Raw genomic sequence first — 23,302 nt, forward strand, 5'->3', positions numbered from 1 at the left:
AGAAAAAAAGATGTTACTTCCCTAAGATAGCTAAATATATGATAATATGGCAATGAGTAGTAACAAGACAATAATAATAAATTTAAATAATTTAGAGCACAACTTAAGTTTAATTAAAAAGAAAATTGGTGAAAAAGAAATAGTGGCTACTTTAAAAGCTGACGCATACGGTCATGGACTTATAGATGTTTTTAAATTTTTAAAAACAAAGAAAATAAATTATTTTGGACTTTCCAATATTGAAGATGCTAAAAAACTTAAAAAAATTGAAAAAAGTACAAAAATATTAATGTACGTTAAAGTTGATAAAAAAGAAATTAAAAATTTAATTAAACTTGAGTTATTGCCATTTGTTGCTGATTTTGAATATCTATTTTCAATAGAAAAAGAGTGCTCATTGCAAAAAAAGAAAATAAAAGTCCACTTAAAAATTGATATTGGCATGAATAGATATGGAATAAAAATAGATCGTGCCCTTGAAATAGCTACATATATTCAAAATTCAAAATTTCTAGAACTAGAAGGAGTCTGCTCACATCTCCCAACAACAGAGAACTCCAAAATCACGCAAAAACAAGTAGAAAAATTCTTATTTTTTTTAGAAACACTTAAACAAAAAAATATTAATCCCAAATTTATCCACATTTCTAATTCAGGACACATTGTCAATTACAAACTAAGTCCAAAATTTAATATGGTAAGACCAGGGCTTATTCTTTACGGTTATTACCCATCATCAAAAAATAAAAAAACTCCCCTGAATTTCAAACCTGTACTAAATTTATTCTCAAAAGTAGTATTTATCAAAAACGTAAAAAAGGGCGAAAAAATTTCATATTCAGGCACATTTCAAGCTAAAGAGGATATAACAATAGGCATTATTCCAATCGGATACTTTGATGGAATACCTCAAAACATAAATAATAATTTTTATTTTTTAATAAACAATAAAAAATGTAAAATACTAGGAAAAGTTTGCATGAATCTAACAATAGTAGAAATTCCTAAAGACTTAAAAGTTAAAACGGGTTCAAAAGTAGAAATTGTATCAGAAAAATTAAATATAGATGAAATGAGCAAATCTTCTAAAAGAAGTCATTATGAATTACTATGCAATATAGGAAAATACGAGAGCAGAAAATACTTATATTAAATTACCCAAAGAATCAAATTTTTGAAAATCTATCAAATTGCCTTTAGCATCATAAATCCACTTATAAATTGCAAACCCTCCAACATCATCTCTTAATCTCAAATCTGGGCCATGATTTGACTGTTTTGATATTTTTCCAAATTTATTGTATTCATATTTATAAACACTAACACCATGAATATCATCTTGCAATTGACCTAAGCTACCAAAATTTTTTTTAGAAATAAGTCTATTTTGCTTATCATATTCATATAAATATTCAAAAACATAATTACAATCAGCAACCAAAACTCCATCCTTAGAATAATTTTTTTTTGAAATCATATTACCATTAGAATCGTAACTAAATTTATACTTTGAAACTCCTTCAAAATCATCTATTGGATTAATAAAATCTCCCCCAAAATGTTCTTGAGAAATAAGAAATCCTTCTTTGTTGTAAGAGTATCTGTAAATCATTACACCTTTAACATCAGCCATTAAATTAAAATTTTTATCAAAAAAAATATTCTCTATTAGATAAAACTTGTCATCATATTTATAACTATAAATAGCAATGCCTTTAAAATTATCCATTATTTCATACTTTTCTTCATAAACAGTCGGAATATCTCCTTTATAATTTTTATTAATTTTATTACTATAGTTTATTACCCTCTTTTCATTATTTTGAATATAAAAAATAGTTTTCTTCATAGCATAACCATTTTGACCAATTGTTAAATTATTATTATAATCATAATTATATTCTTTGTAATAACAATCTTTATCTTTAAAATAATATTCATAACGATATATTGATACATTGTTTTCATCAGGAGTCAAGTTATTATTAATATCATAATTTAAAATTTCAATAACCTTCCCATCAACATCATAATGATATATTTTAGTAGCTACAGAAAATGGATTTGAATCAATATGGGCTGACTTATCAAGATACTCTTCTTTAATAAGATTATGATTGGCATCATACGTCAATCTAAACCCACAAGTACCATTTTTTGACCTTACAACATAATCATTCTCATCATAATATAAAACCGTTTTGACAAATTTAGTATGATCATAACTAATCTTTGTAAAATATACATTATTTAAATCTTTAATTTGAACACCTGATTCATTAAATCTGTAAACACTAAACTCTCTCTCGTTATCGTATAAAAAATGATAATAAGCAACATTATATCTATCCCTAACCATTTCATTAGACTTATTATAATTAAAAATATTTTTAATTCTGCCATCACTCATATATTCTATATGCTCAATATAAACACCATTATTATTTTTAAAAGCAAGTCCTCTATTTAGAAATATACGCCTTTCACTGCGCTTAGATCTTTCTATTTTAATTTGGTTTGCATTAAAAAAAGAAGGCATTAAAATGCTAAGCTTCCCAATATAATCAACTAAAATAAGATTATTATTGCGATCATAAGTAAATTTATATCCGTATTCCTCTTCAGACTCTTCTTTTGTAATCTCATATTTACCTACTATATTGTAATTAACAGAATAATCTGCAAACCTATAGTAAACTTCTTTTGAAAAAAGAGAAGCACTTATAAAAAATATTATAAATAACATGAATAAATTCCTTGATAAATCAGACTTATTTTGATAGATTTATTATACAATAAATCTATCAAAAGGAGCTAAAATGGCAAAAATTTCTAAAAACGCCCAAAGAGTAGGTTCAAAAGAACTAACAAGTCGATGGGGAGGAAAAATTGTAATGAAATCAAAATTTGAAAATGGAAAAATAAAGCACTATGCAGAATGCCAAACTTCAAAAAATACAGCAAGAAAACCAAGAGATTTATTTTAACAAATAAATCTACTTATAAACACTATTTTTTTTGTATCCTATCACCAAATTTGACCCATGCTTCATCTTGTTCTTTTTTTGTATAATTTTTATTAACTGCTTGCTTAGATGTTGCATCTTTTTTAGGAAAAGAATTTCTAACTTGCTCTTTTATCTCCTCTCTTTGCCTCCTAATTTTTTCCAACTGTCTTTTAACCCTTTCGTTTGGATCAAAAAGCCCACTTCCACTTTTATTTAAGCCAGCTCTAAAATCCAATCTAGATAAAGCTTCTTTATAGCTTTGATGCTTGCCTGTTAAAAACAAAACAATTCTTTTAAACAAACTTAAATCTTTATAAGCAGCATTCAAAAGCGAATACAAATCAAGTTTATATATTTTATATAAAGGTAGAAGTTCATTACTGTTTTTAAAATATTTTGCCGCCTCAACCTTAATCAAATCTTTAAGATGAACCTGAACACTTTGTGTTTTATAAATTCTTCTGTAATGAGAAACAATAAGATCGAGAAATTTAACTTTATTTTTTAAACAATATTCATTCATAGTATACCCAGATACTAATCTATTGAGAACTTCTTCTAAGCCTTCTTCTGTAAAAATAGCAGAAGGATCATCTCCAAAACTAAGAATTTTAAATATACTAACCCTTAATTCACTATTAAGAAATTGCAAAACCTTCTCATACTCTTCTAGAAAAAACTCATATGCAAAAGGTTTGTATAAATGAAAATTTTCTTTTACTTGAAATATTTTTGGCAAAATATCGTGAATTTTAGATTCAAAAAAATACATATTAGCAACTAATAAAAAATTTTCAGGATCACTAAGGTCTTCAGAGTAAACTTTTAGAATGCTAAAAAACTCCTCTGTATTAATTGGTCCCTTTTTAAACTCTAATGTCTTTTCAATTGCTTTTAAAGATTCATCAATTTTAATAGCTTCTACAGCTTTAAGCTCTTCTAAGTTTTTTTCATTTTTAATAAAAAGATTAAGAAAATCCAAAAAAACAAAATAATTTTTTGAAAAAGTGATTCCTTTCTTAGCAAGAACTTCCTCCTTAATTTCAATCATGCCAGAGAGAATCTTGGAAATAGCTCCAATAATATTCTTACCCTCTTCTAAAGCTCTCTCATAATCACTAAGTTTTAATCCTTTTACTCTAACGAAAACATCTTTTACAATATTATTAGAAGCAATATTGAAAAATATTTTTTTAACAAACTCAACAAAATATAAAGCCTTGCCCGACGGAATTATCAATGATTTCCAAACCAATATTTCTTTTAATTGTGATTTTGTTTCAAAAAACTTATGGTTAATATCCGAATCTGCAATAGTTACAAACTCATTCTGGAAAACCAATAAACTAGATTCTACGTTCTTAAGGGTAAGCAAAGAACTAAAAAGCTCTATTCCTATATAAGTTTTCAAAAATAAATCGTCAATAGAATAATAATAAAAATCATAACTGGCCTCATCGGTCAAAATTATACTATCTGGTAAAAATTCTCCATCTGTTGCTATTTTATTAGTAATTATTCCTCTTTTAACTTCATAAAGTTTACGAAATAAAAAATCAAGCTCACCTTTTAAACCCCGTATTTTAACAGAATACTCTTCTATAAAGGAAGAGTATTCTATAACACCCTTTTTATAAGCCAAAATCGTTTTCAAAATTGATTTTTGGGTATCAGAAGATATTCCTAATTGAGAAATCAAAATATCTATTTCTTTGTTGCTCATATAAAAAATTTCTGGTAATTTTTTCATATTGTTCCTTATATTACATTAAAATAATAAAGCATATTACATAAAAATATATTAACAACCTAAAATTAAGATCACATAATCAATAAAAGTTAAATAACATTAAATTATATAAAATATATAAAAACAAAAAAATTGAAGAAATGCCTCTGCTGAAAACCCCTTTAAATTTAACCACTAAGAATAAAACTAAAGTTACAAATACCATTATACTAAAATCTAAAATATAAATATCTTTTAGTAAAATGGGTTTAAAAAAACTACTACTAGCCAAAATAAATCCGATATTAAAAATATTGCTGCCGATAATGTTTCCAAATGCAATATCTGATTCTTTTCTAATTATCGCAAAAAAAGACACAACAAGTTCGGGCACACTTGTTCCAAAAGCTACAACTATAATTCCAATTAACTTTTCACTAACATTAAAAACATTATTAGCAACATAAATAGCTCCATCCACTAATAATTTCGATCCCAAATATAAAAAATACATGCTAATAAGAAAACTTAACGCATTTAAAAATATTAAACTTAAACTTTGATTTAAATTGCCTGTACCTTCTTGAAAAGAATTCTCCAAACCACCATACATTTTTTCTTCTTTATAAAATAGCAAAAGATAGGACAAAAACAAAATAAAGATACTCAATGAACTAAAACGATTATAAGGAGTTGCAAAAAAAGAGTAAGATCTAAAATCAAATGAAAGCAATAAAAGAAGAAACATTAATAAAAATAGAAACATAAAAGAAAGCTTGAGTCTTTTAAAATCTGCCTTAATCCTTAAAAAAAATCCTGCTAAAGGTAGCGCAAGTAACATATTAATAATATTGCTGCCAATAACATTAGAAACAACAATTTCATTTTTACCCTTAAAAGCCGCCACCAAACTTGTAAAAAGCTCTGGTGCGCTTGTTGAAAAAGACACTATTGTAACCCCTATTAAAAGCGTTGGAACTTTTAAATAAGTAGCAATACTAACTGAACTTTTTAAAAGCAAATCGCCACCAAGATACAATAAAAAAATACCAAAGCCCACATAAAAAAAATGAATAAAATGTTCCAAATGAATCTCCTTTATAAAAAAAATTAAAAAGAATCTAAATATTCTCTTAAACTGCCTTTAACCATATAATAAACATTAGATGCGTTCCAAAGACTAAAGCCACTGCCAAATGACTCTTTAACCCCTTTAAGCTGAGACTTTAAATACTGCAAATAAACCACATCATCTACAAACCTTTCTCTTCCTAACAAAAAAGCTTGAACATAAGGCCTAATCACAACTCCATCTAAAGAAAACACAAATGCTCTATCGCTACCCTCTTTATAAATTTTATAAGCTCTTTTTGTATAATAAGAATCACTTGGCAAAAAATCATTAGTATAGTGCGAAGGATAAAACATAGGAGATATAACGTCAACATAATCTGATAACATTGCAATATTTTGTCCAATACTATTAGTAGGAAACCAACCATTATATCCATAAATATCAACAGAAATAGGAACATATAGCTGTTCTCTTGCCATAATCAAAAAAGATTCAAGAGCATCAACAGGTCGCATAGCATACTTACTAATTCTTGAGGTTGCAAGCGATACAGGCCCATCTGATGGAAATCTAATGTAATCAAATTGTATCTCATTAACTCCAAAAGATTGTATTTCTTTTGCAATAGAAATATTATACTCCCAAGTAGCAGGAGAAAAAATATCTACCCAATGCTCTGCTTGCACATATTTCACAAGGCCATTAGCATCAATTTTTTTAATTAAATGCGCCCAAGGTTTACCTGTCCTTTTGTTCCAAAGAGCATGTTGAAAATTATTATAATAATATAATTTTGCATCTTTAAATACAACACACCTTGCAATAACATAAATCCCAAGCTCTCTAGCTTTTTTAAGAATGTAAGAAACATCAATCAAGTTTTTAACAGATCCCAACTTATTAGGTAAAGAAAGTCTACTAGAATAAGTTAAACTACCATTGTCATCTTTAAAATCAATTACAACAGCATTCATGCCTGAATCTTTAATAAATTTCAATTTTTCATCAACTGCCTTGTTATTACGCAATGTATATGCTGTTAAATAAATAGACCCTTTATTTTTAGCAAGTTGCATCCTTTGTGATTTTTCAATAAAATTCTCATCTTGCAAAGATAATTTTCCAATAAATACCCATTGACCATTAAAATAAGAATAAAAATGATTATCATATGTTCTCACTAAAATTTTTTCCACATTCTTGCTAGATAAATCCAAAATACGTACTATTTGCTTTTTAAAAGGAAATGAAATTTTCTTAATAAATCCAATTTTATGACTAATTAAAAAAATATCTCCATAAATTCCAGGAGAAAAATATAAATTATTTACCTCTTCTTTTGAAAACTCAACAGCACTAATAATGTCATAATATCCTGCACCCAAATAAACCTGAGGAATTAAATGATTTAAATTTTTAAAACTAACAGCCCCATTAATACTAAGATAAATCCCATGAATAGCGGTTCCAATAGCAATACGCTTATCATCTCCTTGAGAAAATGCACTTGATGTAATATATGCATTACTATTAAATTTATCAGTTCCCACCAATCTTCTAAAATTTTTCGAATAATCGTAAGAAACATAAAGATTACTACTTGTAGTTAACAATAAGCTTGAAGAATAAACATCCTCATAAATAGAAGTAATTCGACCAGGAGTAAGCTTATTAAAAGGGTAAACCCATCTGGAATCTATCCCACTAACTTGAACTTTAGTTATTCTTCCATTAATATTTTTACTAAGAAATCCCTTGTGGACAAAAAACAAACTATATTTTTTAAAAAACTCCTCATCAGTTAATGAATATAGATTAAAAACCTTAAAAGAATAAAAGAAGAAAGTAACTACCCAACAGAGAAAAATCTTCATATACATTAATATATGATACTTGCAAATCAAAAAATATCAAATAACAATAATTTTTATTTGATTAATTAAACTTTAATTAAATTGATCAATATTTAAAACTTATAACAAATTTCAATTTAAAAAAATATTAAGCTCTTCCATAAAGCCTTGTAATAAAACTTATATTTTTACTCAAAGTAGCATCCAAATCGCTTTCCAATAATCTAAAAATCCAATTATTTAAAGCACTCTTTGAAGTATCTGCCCTAAATTCACTTCCCAAATCAATATAATCTTGCATTGGCACTATTACATTATCAGAAACACTGCTCATAGAACCTCTTATCATGCCCCAAACAACAAAATCTTCATTTGTATTTAAATAATCAAAAATATACTTTTTATGCAAATCATCTAAAGAATCGATAAATGTACGTATTGTATCATTATCACCAATTCCTGTGTAAACTATGCAATTTTTAATATAATTATGAGGAAGATTCTGATTGCCTGAATCAAAGTCAAAGGCAAACTTCATTATTTTCATTCCTGGAAAATTAAAAAAATCTCTTAATCTTGAAACATCTTCAAGATCATTTTCAAAATCTTCAACCCAAATTTTTAAATCTTTAATTTCATTTAAAAGAAAATTAAAAAAATCTCGTCCCGGTGACTTTACCCACAAGCCATTAAAAGCATAAGGCTCATCAACACTAACTTCCCAGGTAGAAACAAAACCTCTGAAATGGTCAATTTTAATTATATCCACATACTTTCTTAAAAACCCAATCCTTTTTATCCACCATTCATATTTAACTTTCTTTAAAACATTCCAGCTATAAGCCGGACTATCCCAAACTTGATCTTGTTCTAAAAAATAATCTGGTGAAATTCCTGCAACCTTATCTTTGCTTGCATCAAATCTTAACTTAAAATATTTCTGATGTGCCCAAACATCAGCAGAATCATATGCTATAAAAAGAGGCACATTCATAACTAGCTCAATCCCTTTATCATTTGCATAGCGCTTTAAAGCTTGAAGCTGTGAAAAAAAGAAATACTGCAGCACTTCTTGCACTTTAATCTCTTTTGAAAGGATATTCCTCAATTTAAACAAGTCTTTTTCATTTCTCTTAAGAATTCCTCTGTCAAAAAGAATATTAAATGCATCCTTTGATCCTTTAGAAAAATATTCTTTGAATGCAACAAAACTTGCAAAATCTAAAAGCCAATAAGAAGAACTTTTTTTGAATTTTTCAAAGCTTCTAATCTCATCAACTGAAGCTCTATTAATAAAATTTAAAGCAGCTTCTTTGAGAAATTTATCTTTCAAATTGATTTTTTTTAAATCAGAATATCTGGTTTCATTTTCTTTTAAAAGAGTCAAATCTGAATCTATAAATTTATCAAGAGCTTCTAAATCAATATAATAAACATTACCAGCAAAAGCCGAAAAAATTGAATAAGGAAATTTTGTAAAATCAGAAGGAGAATACGCAAACATTTGCCAATAACTTTGCGAAGAAGAAAACAAAAAATCTATAAATTTATAAGCCCCTTTACCCAAATCTCCAATGCCATATTTAGATGGCAAAGAACCGATGTTAAGTAAAATACCGCTTTTTCTTTTTAAATTTAAATTAATTCTTATTTTTTTATGTTTCATATAAAATCTCCTATTAATTAATAATTTAAAATAATTATCCGCTGTGCTATAAATTATAATCAATATCAGATCAGAACAAAACATTAAATAACGATTTTAAGAAAAATTTAGAAATTAAATACTTTTATGATAAAATCTATTAATGGGTGCTAAAGCCGCTATACTATTGTTTTTAGTTCAAAACTTAGCTTTGTCTTCTGAAGTCTTTGAATTCAAATATATCAAAGGAGCAAAGTTTAGATTAGAAGGTAAAGACAATCAAAAAATATATTTCAACGGCTATTATAACTCAAGTTCTACAACTAATATTCAAATTTCAAGCGAAATAAAAGATACAAAAGAAAAATTTGCAAACATTAAAGCTTTTTTTAGAATCTTGAAAAGAGAAAATATTAATGAACCCTACCTACTAAACGAAGAATTTGAAGAAACTTTCAGCGTAAATAAACAAGGGGAATATAAAATACGCTCAAATCAAAAAAGACCTTCTGTCAGAGGCATTCCAAGATTTCCAAAAACACCAATCAAAATAAATGAAAAATGGACATATCCCGCAGAAGAATATATAGAAGCATCAAAAATAGACAGTAGCATAAAAGATTTCATTGTAAAATTTAATGTTGACTACGAATATAAAGGAAAAGAAGAGTATAATGGCAAATATTACGACATAATTTTTTCGAATTATGAATCACATTACAATATAAAAAACATCTCTTTCCATCAAAAAGTCAATCAAAAAATTTATTTTGACAATGAACTTGGCAATACATATAAATACAATGATGAATATGTATTTGAAATAAAGCACAACAATAATAAGCATTTTAAAATGATTGGAAATTCTCTTGGAAGAGTAATTTCGATTGAACTTCCTAATGATAATTCAATTGAAACTGAAGTTGAAAATTATATCCAAGAAAAAAAAATAAAATCCATTGATGTTGAAAAAAATAATAAAGGCATTAATTTAAGCCTCGATATTGAATTTTATCCTGACTCATTCCAAATACTACAAAAAGAATATAAAAAGCTTGACCTTATAGCCAAACTTATTGAAAAATTTAAAGAAAATAACATCCTAATAGAAGGACACACTGAACAATTTGGATTAGAAGAAGAGATGCACGAGCTCTCTGAAAAAAGAGCTCGTGCAATTGGAAATTATTTGATAAAAATGAAAGTAAAAAACAAAGATCAAATACTATTTAAGGGTTGGGGATCTCAAAAGCCAAAATATCCAAAATCATCCCCATTAGCGGCAAAAAATAGACGAGTAGAAATTACAATATTAAATAACTAACTTAAGATATGTTATCTTTTACTCTTTTTTTCTTTTTTTGTCTGACAGCTAATACATAAAAACGCATACGGAATTGCTAAAAGTCTCTCTCTAGCGATCTCTTTTTCACAAGCTAAGCACCTACCATAAGAATTTTGAGAAATTCTATAAAGAGCTTGATTTATTAAATTCAACTTTCTCTTTTCAACAAAACCTAAAGCTTCAAGATTATTCCCATCCATATTATCAAAAGCAATATCAACAACATCTTTGGGATACATATCATTATTAATTATTTCTTTCTTGCTATTTTCTACAGATTTAATAGAATCTAATATCTCTCTTTTTTCGTCTGAAAGAAACTTTTTTATCTCCTCAATAAACTCATGCTCAGAGTTAACTTTTTGCATGATACCTCCCTATAAATTACATTTTTAAAAAACTTCGTGTAATTATATACACAATTTCTTATAATGTAAATAAAAAATAATACTTTTATTCTTAAAAAGAAGAATTGAAATGATATGTTTAATCATGTAAAATTTATCCTATTAGAGAAAATGTGGAGGTTGTCTTGAATATTAAAGAAGAAGCTATTGAAACTGAAGGTATTGTAAAAGAATCCCTTCCAAATACTATGTTCAGAGTAGAACTTAAAAACAAGCATATTGTACTTGCCCATCTATCCGGCAAGATGAGAAAACATTTCATAAAAATAGTTCCCGGTGATAAAGTAAAAGTTGAACTATCTCCTTATGATCTTACAAAAGGTAGAATAGTATATAGAGAAAAGTAAAGTTAAATTATTTTTAAAAAATTTGCAAATAATGTAATTATTTATTTTTAGATCAAATTATCTTTTAAAGATACAACAAAATTTTTATGAATCCATCCTTGAAGTCCATAGCTTGTTTCAATAAGCACAAAATCATCTTTGCTGTCAAGAATGTAAACGCTCACATTTCCTTTTAAAAATCTCCAACTCCTTGAAAAATTGTCAGGAACTTTATAAAGAGAAACTAAATCACCTTTAATAATGCCTATTTCAGATTGTTGCTTAGAATAAAAATAATATGTTTCAAATACAGTAAAACAAACAGTAGAAAAAAGTAAAAATATAATTATTTTTTTTAAATTTTTTGCTAAAAATCTATAAGAAATAGACACTACTAAAAAATTTATTAGAAATAAGCTAATAATAAAAAAAATGTTAGAAAAGATAAAACTATTGTTACGAACATTGCCTGTAGCTCCATTTTTAGTTTCAACCAAGTCAATAACTTTATAAGAAGTTTCATTATTTGGAGAAGCTAAAAATGCCTTATAAGCTGAATAAATAGCATCAAAATCCCTGTCCATTTTACTCAAAACAAGAGCTCTATTTAGCCAAAGTCCTGAATAATTTGGATATTTTTTAAGAATATTATCAATCTTAACAAGCGCAACATCATAATTTTTGGTATTATAGTTTTCAATCAAATCATTTATATTTTTTTCTGACAACAAATCGTCATTTACGGCATTTAAACTAATGCCAACAGCCAATATTAAAATAACTAGCCCAAAACTTGACGCTGCAAAAAATTGTTTATATTTAATTAAAATAGCTAAAGATAATAAAAATCCCGGAATTAAAAGTAAATAATAGTATGGAACAAAAAACAAAAAAGTTTTATTTTTGCAATTTAAAATATCAGCATAAGACAATAATTTAAAACTAGCATCTACATTATTATGCGGTTTGCTTCCGCTGTTAAACTCTCTCAAATACTCGTACTTCAATTTCTTCCCTTTAAGGGTATAAACCATTCCATTATCAGGATCTAAATAGTTAAAATCACCAATATTTAGAAATACACTGCCTTTATTATCAGGCTTAACTGTATAAATTTGAGAAACACTGCCCTTATATCCATTCTTAGAAGGATTGAAACTATAATTTTTCTTTTTATTAAGAATTCTAGAATTATAAGTTTCAATCTCTGGAAAATAAAAATGTGGAAAATTTCCCTGCCCTGTGATTTTTATTAAAATTGTAAATATATCCTGCTCAATTATCGAAGAAGTCGGAGTTTCATAATCAATTCTAAAAGTTCCTACTGCTAAAGATTTAACCTCTTCAGGAATTGGTTTAACTTTTAACAAAAGATCGGGAGTTTTTCTAACAAGACCAGAATCAATGTTAAAAGAAAAACTGGGAATCAAAACATTTTTTGAACCCTTTAAAGGGGTTAGCACAAAGTTATAAAGAGGTACATCTAAAATTTCTTTGTTATAAAAAGTTCTATATTTAATGTCTCCAAATATGGGCATCTTTTCAATCATTGCATCCTTAATAGCAGGCAAAAATCCAGACATCTCATTAGAATTGCTATCCGAAAGCCAATTGGAACGCAAAACAAGGCCGATGCTTTGATATTCATAAACATCTCTTTTATCAAGATCCCAATATAAATCAACTGGCAACCCAAAAGAATTTATTTCATCTACTCTTAACACACTCACTTCAACTTCTGAAGATAAATAAAAATCGCTTTTATAAATTACTTTTAATGGGGGAATCTTAATAAATCCCAGACTTTCAAAAAAATATTCAACTTTAATCTCTATAAAAGAAACATTATTATCTGTTATATTAGATATTGACAAAACATTGGAATTGGATTGGACTTCTTTGCTTACTTCAACTTTTAGCAAACTTATATCAATGTCTTTTAAAGGATTGTTAAGCCTTACAACCTGAATAAATTTATCACCTCTTAAAACATTAATATTTTTAACAAAATCAATACCTGTAAGCGAATAAAGCCTTACGATTGAAAAAAAATAAATAAAAAATATTACCAATCTTCTTTTGGAACAACTAAACTTTCGTCTATTTTCCTCAACCATACAACCCTCTCAAGATTTTCAACATACCTTAAAAAATTTTCATTGTTTTCAACAAAATTTCTACTTTTTTCTACACTTAAAGAATCTAAACTGTCACGCACTGTACGTTTTTTTATTATGGCAAGTTCAAGATTATATTTAGCATTATAACTACCAGGATTAATTTTCAAAGCCTCCTTAAAAGCCATCTCAGCCTTCTGATAAAGTCCCTGATTATAATATATTATCCCCTCATTATAATTGACATTAAAATTTAAAAAAATATCGTTAGTTTTCTTTGCATAAGAGAATATTCTAAGAGAACTCTCATATTCACCTAAAGAATAGTATACAATACCAAGATTGTAGTATCCCCAAGCAGAATATTTTTTATCATCTACAAGATTGTAATAATTTGAAATTGCATTTTGATAATTTCCTCTAACATATTCATAATTACCAATAGCCATTAAGGACATGGACTTAATATTTGAACAAGACAAAAAACTTAGACATAAAAAACAAGCATACAAAATTGCTAAAAAGTTTCGTCCCACTTTATCATCCTGACAAACATATACATAAAAATAAACAATAATGAACTAACCAAAAAAATCTTATACCTTGATACATCAACAAGTATAATATCATTTGACGTCCTTCTTATTATACCATTTCTTATATCATTGACAACAAAATTAATCCCTTTTAAATATAAGTTATAATATGATCCTTTAAGAGAAGATGTTAGAAGAAGTAAATTCTCTTCATTTATTACAGTTTTAACAAAATTTCCATTCTTGTCTTTAACACTTAAGTTATTATCAAATAAAACAGGATTATGACCACCAACCCCAATTATAAAACTTTCTAACTTTAAATTATTCACGAATTTAGAAAACCTATAGTAATTATTCTCTCCCCAATCATCACCATCTGTTAAAACAACTAAAAAGTTATAATAAGAGTCATCCTGTACACTAGAGATTACGCTAAAAACAGCATCCCCTAAAAAACTCCCAGGAGAGCTTATTAAATCAGGCTCTATATAATTTAACATCTTGTTTAAACTGTTTTTATCCTTAGAAAAGGGCAAAACCAATATGGGCTTGCCTTTAAAAATCGTAAGAGAATATTCTGCATTTTCAAAATTACTTAAAATTAAACTAATTACATTCTTAGCGCTCTCAAGTCTATTAATAGTTTTACCTTCATCTATACTTAACATGCTACGAGAAATATCAAAAATAAAAGAAATTCTCAATCTACTTCTCTCATCTTCAACAGCTCTTTGTCCCCAAGAAATATCTAAAATAGATAAAATCAAAAAAATCAAGCTAAAAATAAAAAACATTGTCATAAGGGCTTTTTTAATGTAGTAATTCTGGATATAAGAGGTATCTCTGTACATAAAGCTTAAGGTTTTAAAAAACGGAATATTTCGTCTAAAATCAAGAACACATATAAAAAAAATCCATATTAAAATAAAAAAAAAGTAGAAAGCGCTATAATTATTTATGCTCATAGTATCTCTTTTAAGAAAATTTTTGTAAAAATAAAATAAATAAATAATAAACAAAACGCTAAAACTAAAAATTCCTTATAAATATCTTTATTGTCCACAGCTATTTTAATTTTTCTCTCTAAATTCTCCTTTTTTGAAAAATCTTGAATTGCAAATTGAAAAGAAAAATCATCATTAACCGAATAAAAAAGTCCTCCTGTTTTATTTGAAATCTCAGCAAGCATACTAGGATCATAAACCTCTTTAAGACTTCCTTGATAAAATTTACCAGATCTTAATTTAAAATCAACACTAAATTCTTCAGAACTTCCAATACCAATAGAATAAATCTTAACATTTAAACCTTGAGCAAGGTTAATCACTTGATCTTTATAAATCTCATCTGAATTAACAACTCCATCTGTTAAAACTATTATCGATCTTTTAAGAGCTTCAGAATGCTTTAAATGAGAAAGAGCAATAGAAATGCCTAATCCTAAAGCAGACCCATTGCCAAGATCCATAATATAAATATCATCTAGCTTTTTATTAAAAAAATCCCTATCTGTTGTTATGGGCACCACTATTGAAGCATCTTTTGCAAAAGCTACTAAACCAATATTATCATTTTCACGCTGAGAAATAAAACGTCTAATCAATTCTTTTGAAAATTCAAGCCTATTCTTAGAAGAAAACTCAACAGCTCCCATACTAGGCGATATATCGAGAACAACGACAATGTCAGCACCAGCACTAAGATGCATCATCTTCTTTTTTGAAACTGAAGGACCTGCTAAAGCAAACACCATAACTATTAAAGCTAAATATAAAAAAGAATGTGTAAAAAAATACATCAAATTTAATCTATAATCCTTAAGCTTTAAAGAGTTAGAATTGCCATAAAGTGATATTGGAAATTTTATCTTGCCTCCTCTATTTTTAAAAAAATGATTAAAATAAATTATTAAAGGTAAAATTACCAATAAAAACAAATACAAAGGCTCATTAAATGTCAACATTAGCGCCTCTATTAAATTCCTCAAAATTCGACGTGGCAGCTCTTAAGTCCTCCAAAACAACTGACAAGCTATCAAATACTAAATTAACACCACTAAATTTACTAAAATCAGAAAGTCTTAAGGTATTAATAAAAATTGAACGAATCTCATAAGGAATCCTAAGATCTTGCAAAATTGTTGAAATTTCTGTTGTAGTAATCGCATTAAAATCAAAGCCTGTTTTTTTAGATAAATAAACCCTTAAAGAAGAATTTATTAAATTGTAAAATGTACTTTGATCCACACCTTCTCTAACGTATTTAGACAAAATAGCAAGCTGTTTTTGCAATATTTTATAAGGCTTTTTAAGTCCATGTTTAACTACCAAATAAATTAAAAACCTATTTAAAAGCTTTAAAAGCTTAATAATCAAATAAGGAATCAAAAACAAAACAAGAATAAATAAAAACAAATAGGCGCTTGTTCCAGGAATAAACAAAACACCCTCTATATTTTTGATTTTAAAATCAGAATTATTAGATACTAGTTTATCTGTATTGATTTTTACATTCTCTAGAATCAATTTATTTTTTTTACCATTGTTAATTACATCTCCAATATAAATAGAAGGAAGAGAACTGCTTCCAATATAAAAAGAAACAAAATTAACTATTATTTCATTTGTTATGTTATTAAAACTAATCGAATTTACTTCAACAAATTCATTTTTAATCTCTTTAAAATCTACAGGAAGAAACTCCTCACCAGCATTTAAAATTAATGAAACTTTAAAATCAACAGAATCGCCTACATAATAACGAGTTGGCATAAATATTTCATTTTTTATTTCATAAGAATGTAAAAATACGGGTAAAAAAAGAAAAAGATTTGAAATAACTGCCTTCAAAATCCATTATCCTTTTTTAAGAAGAATTTTAAGTTTTTTAAAAACATCTTCTTTAGTATTAATATCAATATAACTAATATTTTTTTTAATACATTCTTTTTTCCACTTTATTTTATCAAGAGTCCAATAGTTTTTATAACCATTTAATGTTAACTTGCTAAATCCTGAGACTAAATAGTTCTCTCCAGTTTCAATATCTTCGCAAATCAAAGTTCCAATTTTGGGAAAATTTTCATCAAAAAAATCTGAAATTCTTATAGCAACAACATTATGCCTCTTGCTTAAAACATTTAAAGATTTAAAATAAGCATCTGCCTTAAAATCAGAAATAATTATAATCAAAGATCTTTTCTTGTAATATTCTGCCGTATTTTTAAAAATATAAGCTAAGCTACTACCTGGCTTAAGATTTCTATTGATCGTTTCACTTAATATCAACCCCAAGTGTGAATGTCCTTTACTAGATGGTATAAACTTGTCTGTTTCGCCTGAAAAAAAGGTAACGCCTATTTTATCATTATTAAAAAATGCCATATGTGCAAAAATAGAAACCAACAAATCCTGAACATCCTTTTTATTTACCTTGTCCCCCAAGCTCATAGAAAGTGAATTGTCAACAAGAAGATGAAGACTCATTCCCCTATCTTCTTTGAAAACCTTTGAAAAAATACTATCAGCTTTTGAACTCACATTCCAATCAATAAATCTAGCATCATCAGAATCCTCATAAGGCCTAAATTCATGAAATTCAAGACCAAGTCCCTTAAAAATTGAACGATAACCACCAAAATTTAGCTCTGAAAGCATTTTCCTTGAAAAAAACTTTAAAGCTTTTATCCTGGTTTTAGTACTATTGCTTATTTCGTTATTTTGTATCATTTCAAAATTATTTCCTAAGGAAGCGCTACAGCAGAAAGAAGCATTTTAATAATATCATCAATGCTCATTTCTTCCACCTCTGCCTCATAAGATGGCGTAATTCTATGTCTTAATACACTGTAGGCCACAGCCTTGACATCTTCTGGAAGAACAAATACTCGCCCTTCATAAAGAGCATTAACACGGGCACACTTTAATAGACTAAGAGAAGCCCTGGGAGATGCTCCAAATTCAATATATTTAGCAAAAGGATAAGTTTTTTTATCTCTCTCACGAGAAGCCGAGATTAAAGTAACAATATAAAGCATTATTTTGTCATCAACTTTTACTCTACCAACTGTTCTCTTAATATCAGCCAACGAATAAGCATTCATTACTTTTGCAACTTTAATATTTTCAAGACGCCCATCCACTGAAAATATTTTCAAAAGTCTCACTTCATCTTGTACTGACGGATAATGAACATTCACTTTTAATAAAAATCTATCAAGTTGAGATTCTGGCAAATTATAAGTCCCTTCTTGCTCTATTGGATTTTGAGTAGCAAGAACAAAAAATGGATCTGGAAGCCTATGCGTTTCGTCTCCAAGAGTTACCTGCCTTTCACCCATTGCTTCAAGAAGAGCAGCCTGAACTTTTGCAGGAGCCCTATTGATTTCATCTGCTAAAATAATATTTGAAAATACTGGGCCTTTTCTAACCTTAAAAGTCCCTGTAGCACTTTTATAAACCATATTCCCTGTAAGATCGGATGGCAAAAGATCTGGAGTAAACTGTATACGCTTAAATTCAAGATCAAGAACATCAGATACAGTTTGAATTGCAAGAGTCTTAGCAAGGCCTGGAACTCCTTCAAGCAAAACATGCCCCTCTGTTAAAAGACCCATTAAAATAGCATCTATCATTTCTTTTTGCCCAAGTATTCTGCTTGAAACCTCTCTTCTAAATTTATTTATCAAATGTAATGCATTCTCTACTTCTGAATCTATCTGAAAACCACTCTTCATAATACTCCTGATAAAAATCACTCTAAAATATAAACTTAACCCAAAGGGTAGCAGTAATTATCTGTAAAGCAAAACTAAATTTCTATCCATGCCTGCTTTTAAATCTAAAGATCTTACTTCTATTTTACTAAACAACCTCTTAACTTGATTGACTTCAAAGTTTATTCTATCAAATCTACCCTTATAAGCCATAATTAAACCACCACTCTTTAAAAGATTCTTTAAAATCAAAGCATATTCATTAATATTTCTAAAAGCTCTAATTGTAATAAACTCATAATTGTTTTTTTCTCTTTCAATCTCATATTCTAAAATTTTTACATTTTCTAAATCAAGTTCTAATTTTATCATTTTCAAAAAAGTAGACTTTTTTTTACCTCTCTCTAAAAGATAATATTTTCTAGACGTGTCAAAAATAGCCAAAATAATACCCGGAAATCCAGCTCCACTTCCAACATCAAGAATTTCAGAAGGATTAATCTCTTTAATAACAGGCAATCCCAAAAGAGAATCTATGACATGCAAATTCAAAATAGAATCGAAGTTGCTATGACTATTTGAAATTAAATTAAACCTGGTATTTAAAAGTAAAATTCTCTCTATATATAAATTTATTTTCTGAATATCTTTGTAAGTAAAGTGAAAATTCCGTTCTGACAAAGCAAGTTCAATATCACTTATCATAAAGAAAAATTTAAAACTACCTTGTTTTTAGGATTTGAAAAATATATAAACAAAACAGTAATATCTGTATTTCTTATTCCGGGAATTCGACTTGCTTGAGCAAGAGTAGCTGGCTGAATCTTAGAAAATTTCTCTCTAGCTTCTCTTGAAAGACCTTCAATAATCTCATAATTAAAATCAAATGGAAGCTTTACAAGTTCAAGATTATGAAGTTTTTTAATCAAATCTTTTTGTCTATTAATATAACCTTCATACTTAACATCCAATTCAACTTGCTCCAAAATTATTTTTGAATCACTTAAACTTGGATCAATCTTGATAAGATTATCTAAACTAATAGACGGATCTTTTAAAATATGGTAAAAATCTTTACTAACATGTTTTTTTAATTGTTCATCAGCAGCATCTTTTAAGCTAAGGCGCCTTTGCCTTAAGAGCTCTTTTATCTCTTCAACCCTTTTCTTCTTAAAAAGATATCTTGAATATCTCTCCTCATCAACAAGTCCAAGATCATATCCTATCTTAATCAAACGCTTGTCGCTAGTATCATGTCTTAAATTAAGTCTATGCTCAGCTCTTGAGGTAAACATTCTGTAAGGCTCTTTAGTGCCTTTAGTAACAAGATCATCAATAAGAACCCCAATATAAGAACTGGTTCTTGTTAAAATCATTGGTTTTTTATCTTGCAATTTAAGGGCCGCATTAATCCCAGCCATTAACCCTTGAGCTGCTGCTTCTTCATATCCTGAAGAGCCATTAGTCTGGCCTGCTATAAAAAGCCTTTTAACTCTTTTACTCTCAAGATTTGGATAAAGTTCAATTGGATTTATATAATCATACTCAACAGCATAACCAGGCCTTGTAATAACCGCATGCTCAAGCCCTTTAATACTGTTAATCAACTTTTGTTGGATACTTTCAGGCAAAGAAGAACTAAGCCCATTAAGATACATTTCTTCTGTATTAAATCCTTCAGGCTCAATAAAAATTTGATGTCTATCTTTATCTTTAAATTTTACTATTTTATCCTCAATAGAAGGACAATATCTTGGACCATTTCCCACAATTTCACCAGAATAAAGAGGCGACAAGTGCATATTCTCACTAATTATTTCATGAGTCTTTTTATTAGTGTAGGTAACATAACATGAAAGCTGAGATTTGTCTAACTTGCCATTTGAAAAAGAAAAGGGAATGATATCCGAATCTCCAAATTGAACCTCAGTCTTTGAAAAGTCCACACTTTTTTTATGAATTCTTGCTGGAGTGCCTGTTTTGAGCCTACCCATTTCAAATCCAAGACTAAGCAAGGTTTTATCAAGCCCATAAGCAGAAACTTCAGCAAGTCTACCCATATTGGCTTTATACTCACCAATAAATATTTTGCCTCGAAGAAATGTACCTGTTGTAAGTACTACAACGCTTGATCTAAACTTATTACCTCTTTCTGTAACAACGCCTTCAATTTCATTTCTCATAGAGTTAAGAAGAAAATCAACAACAGTATCTTGAAATAGATCAAGATTGTCTTGACGTTCTAAAGTTTCTTTAGCCTTGGTTTGGTACATTAATTTGTCAGCTTGAGCACGCGGAGCTTGAACTGCAGGACCACGACTTTTGTTTAAAACTCTAAATTGAATCATGCTAAAATCAATAATACGACCCATCTCACCACCAAGAGCATCAATTTCTCTAACCATATTACCTTTTGCAAGACCACCAATAGCTGGATTGCAAGAAAGCTTACCGATTGTATCTAAATTTTGGGTAATCATTAAAGTTTTAAAATTCAACCTTGAAAGAACAAGAGCAGCTTCAATTCCTGCATGCCCTCCTCCAATAACAATTGCATCAAAATCCATATTTATTTCCCCAAACAAAAATTTTTAAACATATTGTCAAGAACATCTTCACTACTAACTTCTCCTGTTATCTCCCCTAAACAGTTAATAATCTCATAAGCATCAAATGCCAACATATCATAATTTACTTGGCGATCAATTTTGCTTAATAAATCTATAATCAAAGAATAAGCTTTCTCTAAAAGTTGCTTCTGACGACTTGATGATATTATTATATCATCATATCCAATCTCTACTCTCTCATAAGAGATTAACGCTTTTATTTTGTCATAAAGAATATCTATTCCTTCTAAATTTTTAGTACTAATCATTATTAAATTTGAAGAATTTAAAACATTCAAACGAACAAATTCTTCAGTAGCTCTATTTATTTTTAAGTCTATTTTATTTAAAACAAATAATACTTTACTATTAGATTTATTTGAATCAATAAATGAAAAATCATCTCTCGTTAAATTTGAACTAACATCGATTACATAAATTACTAACGATGCTTCTTTTATTAAAGAATTACTCTTTTCAATTCCTAATCTCTCAACAACATTATCAGCATCTCTAAGACCTGCTGTATCAAAAAGATTAAACAAAATACCATCAAGTTCAAAACTTGCTTCAATATAATCTCTTGTAGTACCAGGATATGAAGAGACAATAGATCTATCTTTTTTTAGAAACAAATTGAATAAAGAAGACTTTCCAGCATTAACAGAACCTGCTAAGACCAAAGCAAAACCATGATTAATTTTTTCATAAACCATATAGGAATTAATTAATTTTTTAAGTTCTTCTTTACTATTTAAAATCAAGTCAAAAGGAATGCTAACTTCATGCTCATCAACCTCATAATCAAGATAAACACTAACAGCTGAGAGAAAATTTAAAATACATTTTTTTATCGTATCTATTTTAACAAATAAAGCTCCAGAAAGCTTATTAACTGCAAGAGAATAAGCTTTATCAGTCTTGGCAAAAATAATCTCATTAATTGCCTCTGCCTTTGTAAGATCAATTTTTTTAGCAAGAAATGATCGCAAAGTAAATTCACCAGGCTCAGCCATTCTAAATCCACTTTTTAAAAACAAATCTATAATTTTCTTAATTCCAATCAAAGAACCGTGAGCTATAACTTCAATAGCATCTTGGCCTGTAAAGCTTTTTGGTGCCCGATACAAACACACAACAACTTCATCTACCTTACAATTGTTCTCATTATCTAATATGTAACCGTAATGGATGGTATTTCCAGGCGATGAATTGAGAGCTAAATGATTTGAAAAGATTTTAGAAAATTTTAAAATAGAAGAATCACCGCTGCTACGAATTACACATAAGGCACTACTTAAAAAAGGGGTTGCAAGAGCTACAATATCATCATCTCTCTCAAAAAGCTTATTCATATCTATAATGTATTATAACACAACAAAAAGACAAAGTTGATTTGTAAATATCTTTATAATGGCTTATAATTAATTTTATAAAAATGAAAGCAAAGCTAGAAATTGAACTAAGAGAAATTCTAAAAAAAGAACTTACCTTAGTAGAAGAAATATATAGATCATACTTAAAAATAAAAGATCACATAGACAATAAGAATGAAATAAAACTTAAAGAGATTGCAAACAAAACAAAAATATTGCTTGAGAATTTTAAAGAAATTGAAAGCAAAAGAAGCGAAATTTGGCAAGAATTCACCAAAAATAAAAACTTTGAGTCAACTTACGAGGCTGTAGAAAAATTGACTACAATTTATAAAAAAGAAATATACGAATATCTACACAAATTGAAAATTGGAATACTGAATATCAGAAATGTAAATTACATAATACAAAACTATGTAAACACATCCCTTGACATGCTAGCAATAATATTTCAAGATATCCAAGAAAGTGTAGAAAATGTAACTTACAAAAACCCTTACGGGCCAAAAATTGGACGCTCAAATGAAGCTTCCGTTTTAATAAATAAAAAACTTTAAAG

Annotated in this window: 20 protein-coding genes; 4 read left to right on the top strand and 16 right to left on the bottom strand. The window is 27.9% G+C overall.

The window, feature by feature from the left end; genetic code table 11:
• Positions 1–52: 52 nt before the first annotated feature.
• Complete coding sequence (locus OY14_00775; GenBank protein AJA90630.1) at positions 53–1,153, top strand: alanine racemase; 1,101 nt, start codon at positions 53–55, stop codon at positions 1,151–1,153.
• Here the strand turns inward: OY14_00775 and OY14_00780 are convergent.
• The 5 genes from OY14_00780 to OY14_00800 form a co-directional block, all read right to left on the bottom strand.
• Positions 1,145–2,746 carry a membrane protein gene (locus OY14_00780; GenBank protein ID AJA89997.1) on the bottom strand — a complete coding sequence of 534 codons (1,602 nt, stop codon included), beginning with the start codon at positions 2,744–2,746 and terminating at the stop codon, positions 1,145–1,147. The genes OY14_00775 and OY14_00780 overlap by 9 nt on opposite strands.
• Before the next feature lie 263 nt (positions 2,747–3,009).
• A complete protein-coding gene (locus tag OY14_00785; GenBank protein AJA89998.1) occupies positions 3,010–4,758 on the bottom strand; it encodes a hypothetical protein in 1,749 nt (582 codons plus the stop codon).
• Positions 4,759–4,837: 79 nt separating this feature from the next.
• A complete protein-coding gene (locus OY14_00790; GenBank protein AJA89999.1) occupies positions 4,838–5,824 on the bottom strand; it encodes a sodium:proton exchanger in 987 nt (328 codons plus the stop codon).
• 23 nt (positions 5,825–5,847) lie between these two features.
• Complete coding sequence (locus tag OY14_00795) at positions 5,848–7,692, bottom strand: hypothetical protein (protein AJA90000.1); 1,845 nt, start codon at positions 7,690–7,692, stop codon at positions 5,848–5,850.
• 121 nt (positions 7,693–7,813) lie between these two features.
• Positions 7,814–9,331 carry a 4-alpha-glucanotransferase gene (locus tag OY14_00800; protein ID AJA90001.1) on the bottom strand — a complete coding sequence of 506 codons (1,518 nt, stop codon included), beginning with the start codon at positions 9,329–9,331 and terminating at the stop codon, positions 7,814–7,816.
• Between the two features lie 142 nt (positions 9,332–9,473).
• Here OY14_00800 and OY14_00805 point away from each other — a divergent pair, with 142 nt between their 5' ends.
• Positions 9,474–10,634 carry a membrane protein gene (locus OY14_00805; protein AJA90002.1) on the top strand — a complete coding sequence of 387 codons (1,161 nt, stop codon included), beginning with the start codon at positions 9,474–9,476 and terminating at the stop codon, positions 10,632–10,634.
• A gap of 11 nt (positions 10,635–10,645) precedes the next feature.
• On the opposite strand, the gene OY14_00810 is transcribed toward OY14_00805, so the two are convergent.
• The gene (locus OY14_00810) at positions 10,646–11,023 is read right to left on the bottom strand and encodes a molecular chaperone DnaK (protein AJA90003.1); all 378 of its coding nucleotides are present in this window, start codon (positions 11,021–11,023) and stop codon (positions 10,646–10,648) included.
• A gap of 164 nt (positions 11,024–11,187) precedes the next feature.
• Between OY14_00810 and infA the strand changes: the two genes are divergently transcribed.
• Positions 11,188–11,409: a translation initiation factor IF-1 gene (gene infA / locus OY14_00815; GenBank protein AJA90004.1), complete on the top strand. Its 222-nt coding sequence runs from the start codon at positions 11,188–11,190 to the stop codon at positions 11,407–11,409.
• Positions 11,410–11,456: 47 nt separating this feature from the next.
• Here infA and OY14_00820 read toward each other — a convergent pair whose 3' ends face one another.
• Genes OY14_00820 through OY14_00865 form a run of 10 tightly spaced genes read right to left on the bottom strand, consistent with a single transcriptional unit; the run spans position 11,457 to position 22,722 of the window.
• A complete protein-coding gene (locus OY14_00820) occupies positions 11,457–13,460 on the bottom strand; it encodes a hypothetical protein (protein ID AJA90631.1) in 2,004 nt (667 codons plus the stop codon).
• Positions 13,454–14,041 (bottom strand): hypothetical protein, encoded by a 588-nt coding sequence (locus OY14_00825; protein ID AJA90005.1) that lies wholly within the window; start codon positions 14,039–14,041, stop codon positions 13,454–13,456. The genes OY14_00820 and OY14_00825 overlap by 7 nt, the downstream gene beginning before the upstream one ends.
• Complete coding sequence (locus tag OY14_00830) at positions 14,023–15,009, bottom strand: von Willebrand factor A (GenBank protein ID AJA90632.1); 987 nt, start codon at positions 15,007–15,009, stop codon at positions 14,023–14,025. The genes OY14_00825 and OY14_00830 overlap by 19 nt, the downstream gene beginning before the upstream one ends.
• Positions 15,006–16,007, bottom strand: a complete 1,002-nt coding sequence (locus OY14_00835) for a hypothetical protein (GenBank protein AJA90006.1) — start codon at positions 16,005–16,007, stop codon at positions 15,006–15,008. The genes OY14_00830 and OY14_00835 overlap by 4 nt, the downstream gene beginning before the upstream one ends.
• Positions 15,994–16,893, bottom strand: a complete 900-nt coding sequence (locus tag OY14_00840; protein AJA90007.1) for a hypothetical protein — start codon at positions 16,891–16,893, stop codon at positions 15,994–15,996. The genes OY14_00835 and OY14_00840 overlap by 14 nt, the downstream gene beginning before the upstream one ends.
• Before the next feature lie 6 nt (positions 16,894–16,899).
• Positions 16,900–17,772 carry a hypothetical protein gene (locus OY14_00845; protein ID AJA90008.1) on the bottom strand — a complete coding sequence of 291 codons (873 nt, stop codon included), beginning with the start codon at positions 17,770–17,772 and terminating at the stop codon, positions 16,900–16,902.
• A gap of 14 nt (positions 17,773–17,786) precedes the next feature.
• Positions 17,787–18,779 carry an ATPase gene (locus OY14_00850; protein AJA90009.1) on the bottom strand — a complete coding sequence of 331 codons (993 nt, stop codon included), beginning with the start codon at positions 18,777–18,779 and terminating at the stop codon, positions 17,787–17,789.
• 57 nt (positions 18,780–18,836) lie between these two features.
• Positions 18,837–19,463: a 16S rRNA methyltransferase gene (locus OY14_00855; GenBank protein AJA90010.1), complete on the bottom strand. Its 627-nt coding sequence runs from the start codon at positions 19,461–19,463 to the stop codon at positions 18,837–18,839.
• On the bottom strand, positions 19,460–21,325 hold the full coding sequence (locus tag OY14_00860) for a tRNA uridine 5-carboxymethylaminomethyl modification protein (GenBank protein AJA90011.1): 1,866 nt from the start codon (positions 21,323–21,325) through the stop codon (positions 19,460–19,462). The genes OY14_00855 and OY14_00860 overlap by 4 nt, the downstream gene beginning before the upstream one ends.
• 2 nt (positions 21,326–21,327) lie before the next feature.
• Entirely contained in the window at positions 21,328–22,722 is a 1,395-nt protein-coding gene (locus OY14_00865; protein AJA90012.1) for a tRNA modification GTPase TrmE, read from the bottom strand.
• 83 nt (positions 22,723–22,805) lie between these two features.
• Here OY14_00865 and OY14_00870 point away from each other — a divergent pair, with 83 nt between their 5' ends.
• A complete protein-coding gene (locus OY14_00870) occupies positions 22,806–23,300 on the top strand; it encodes a flagellar protein FlbF (protein ID AJA90013.1) in 495 nt (164 codons plus the stop codon).
• Positions 23,301–23,302: the final 2 nt, after the last annotated feature.

The sequence above is a fragment of the Borreliella chilensis genome, from assembly GCA_000808095.1.
Taxonomy (GTDB): Bacteria; Spirochaetota; Spirochaetia; order Borreliales; family Borreliaceae; genus Borreliella; species Borreliella chilensis.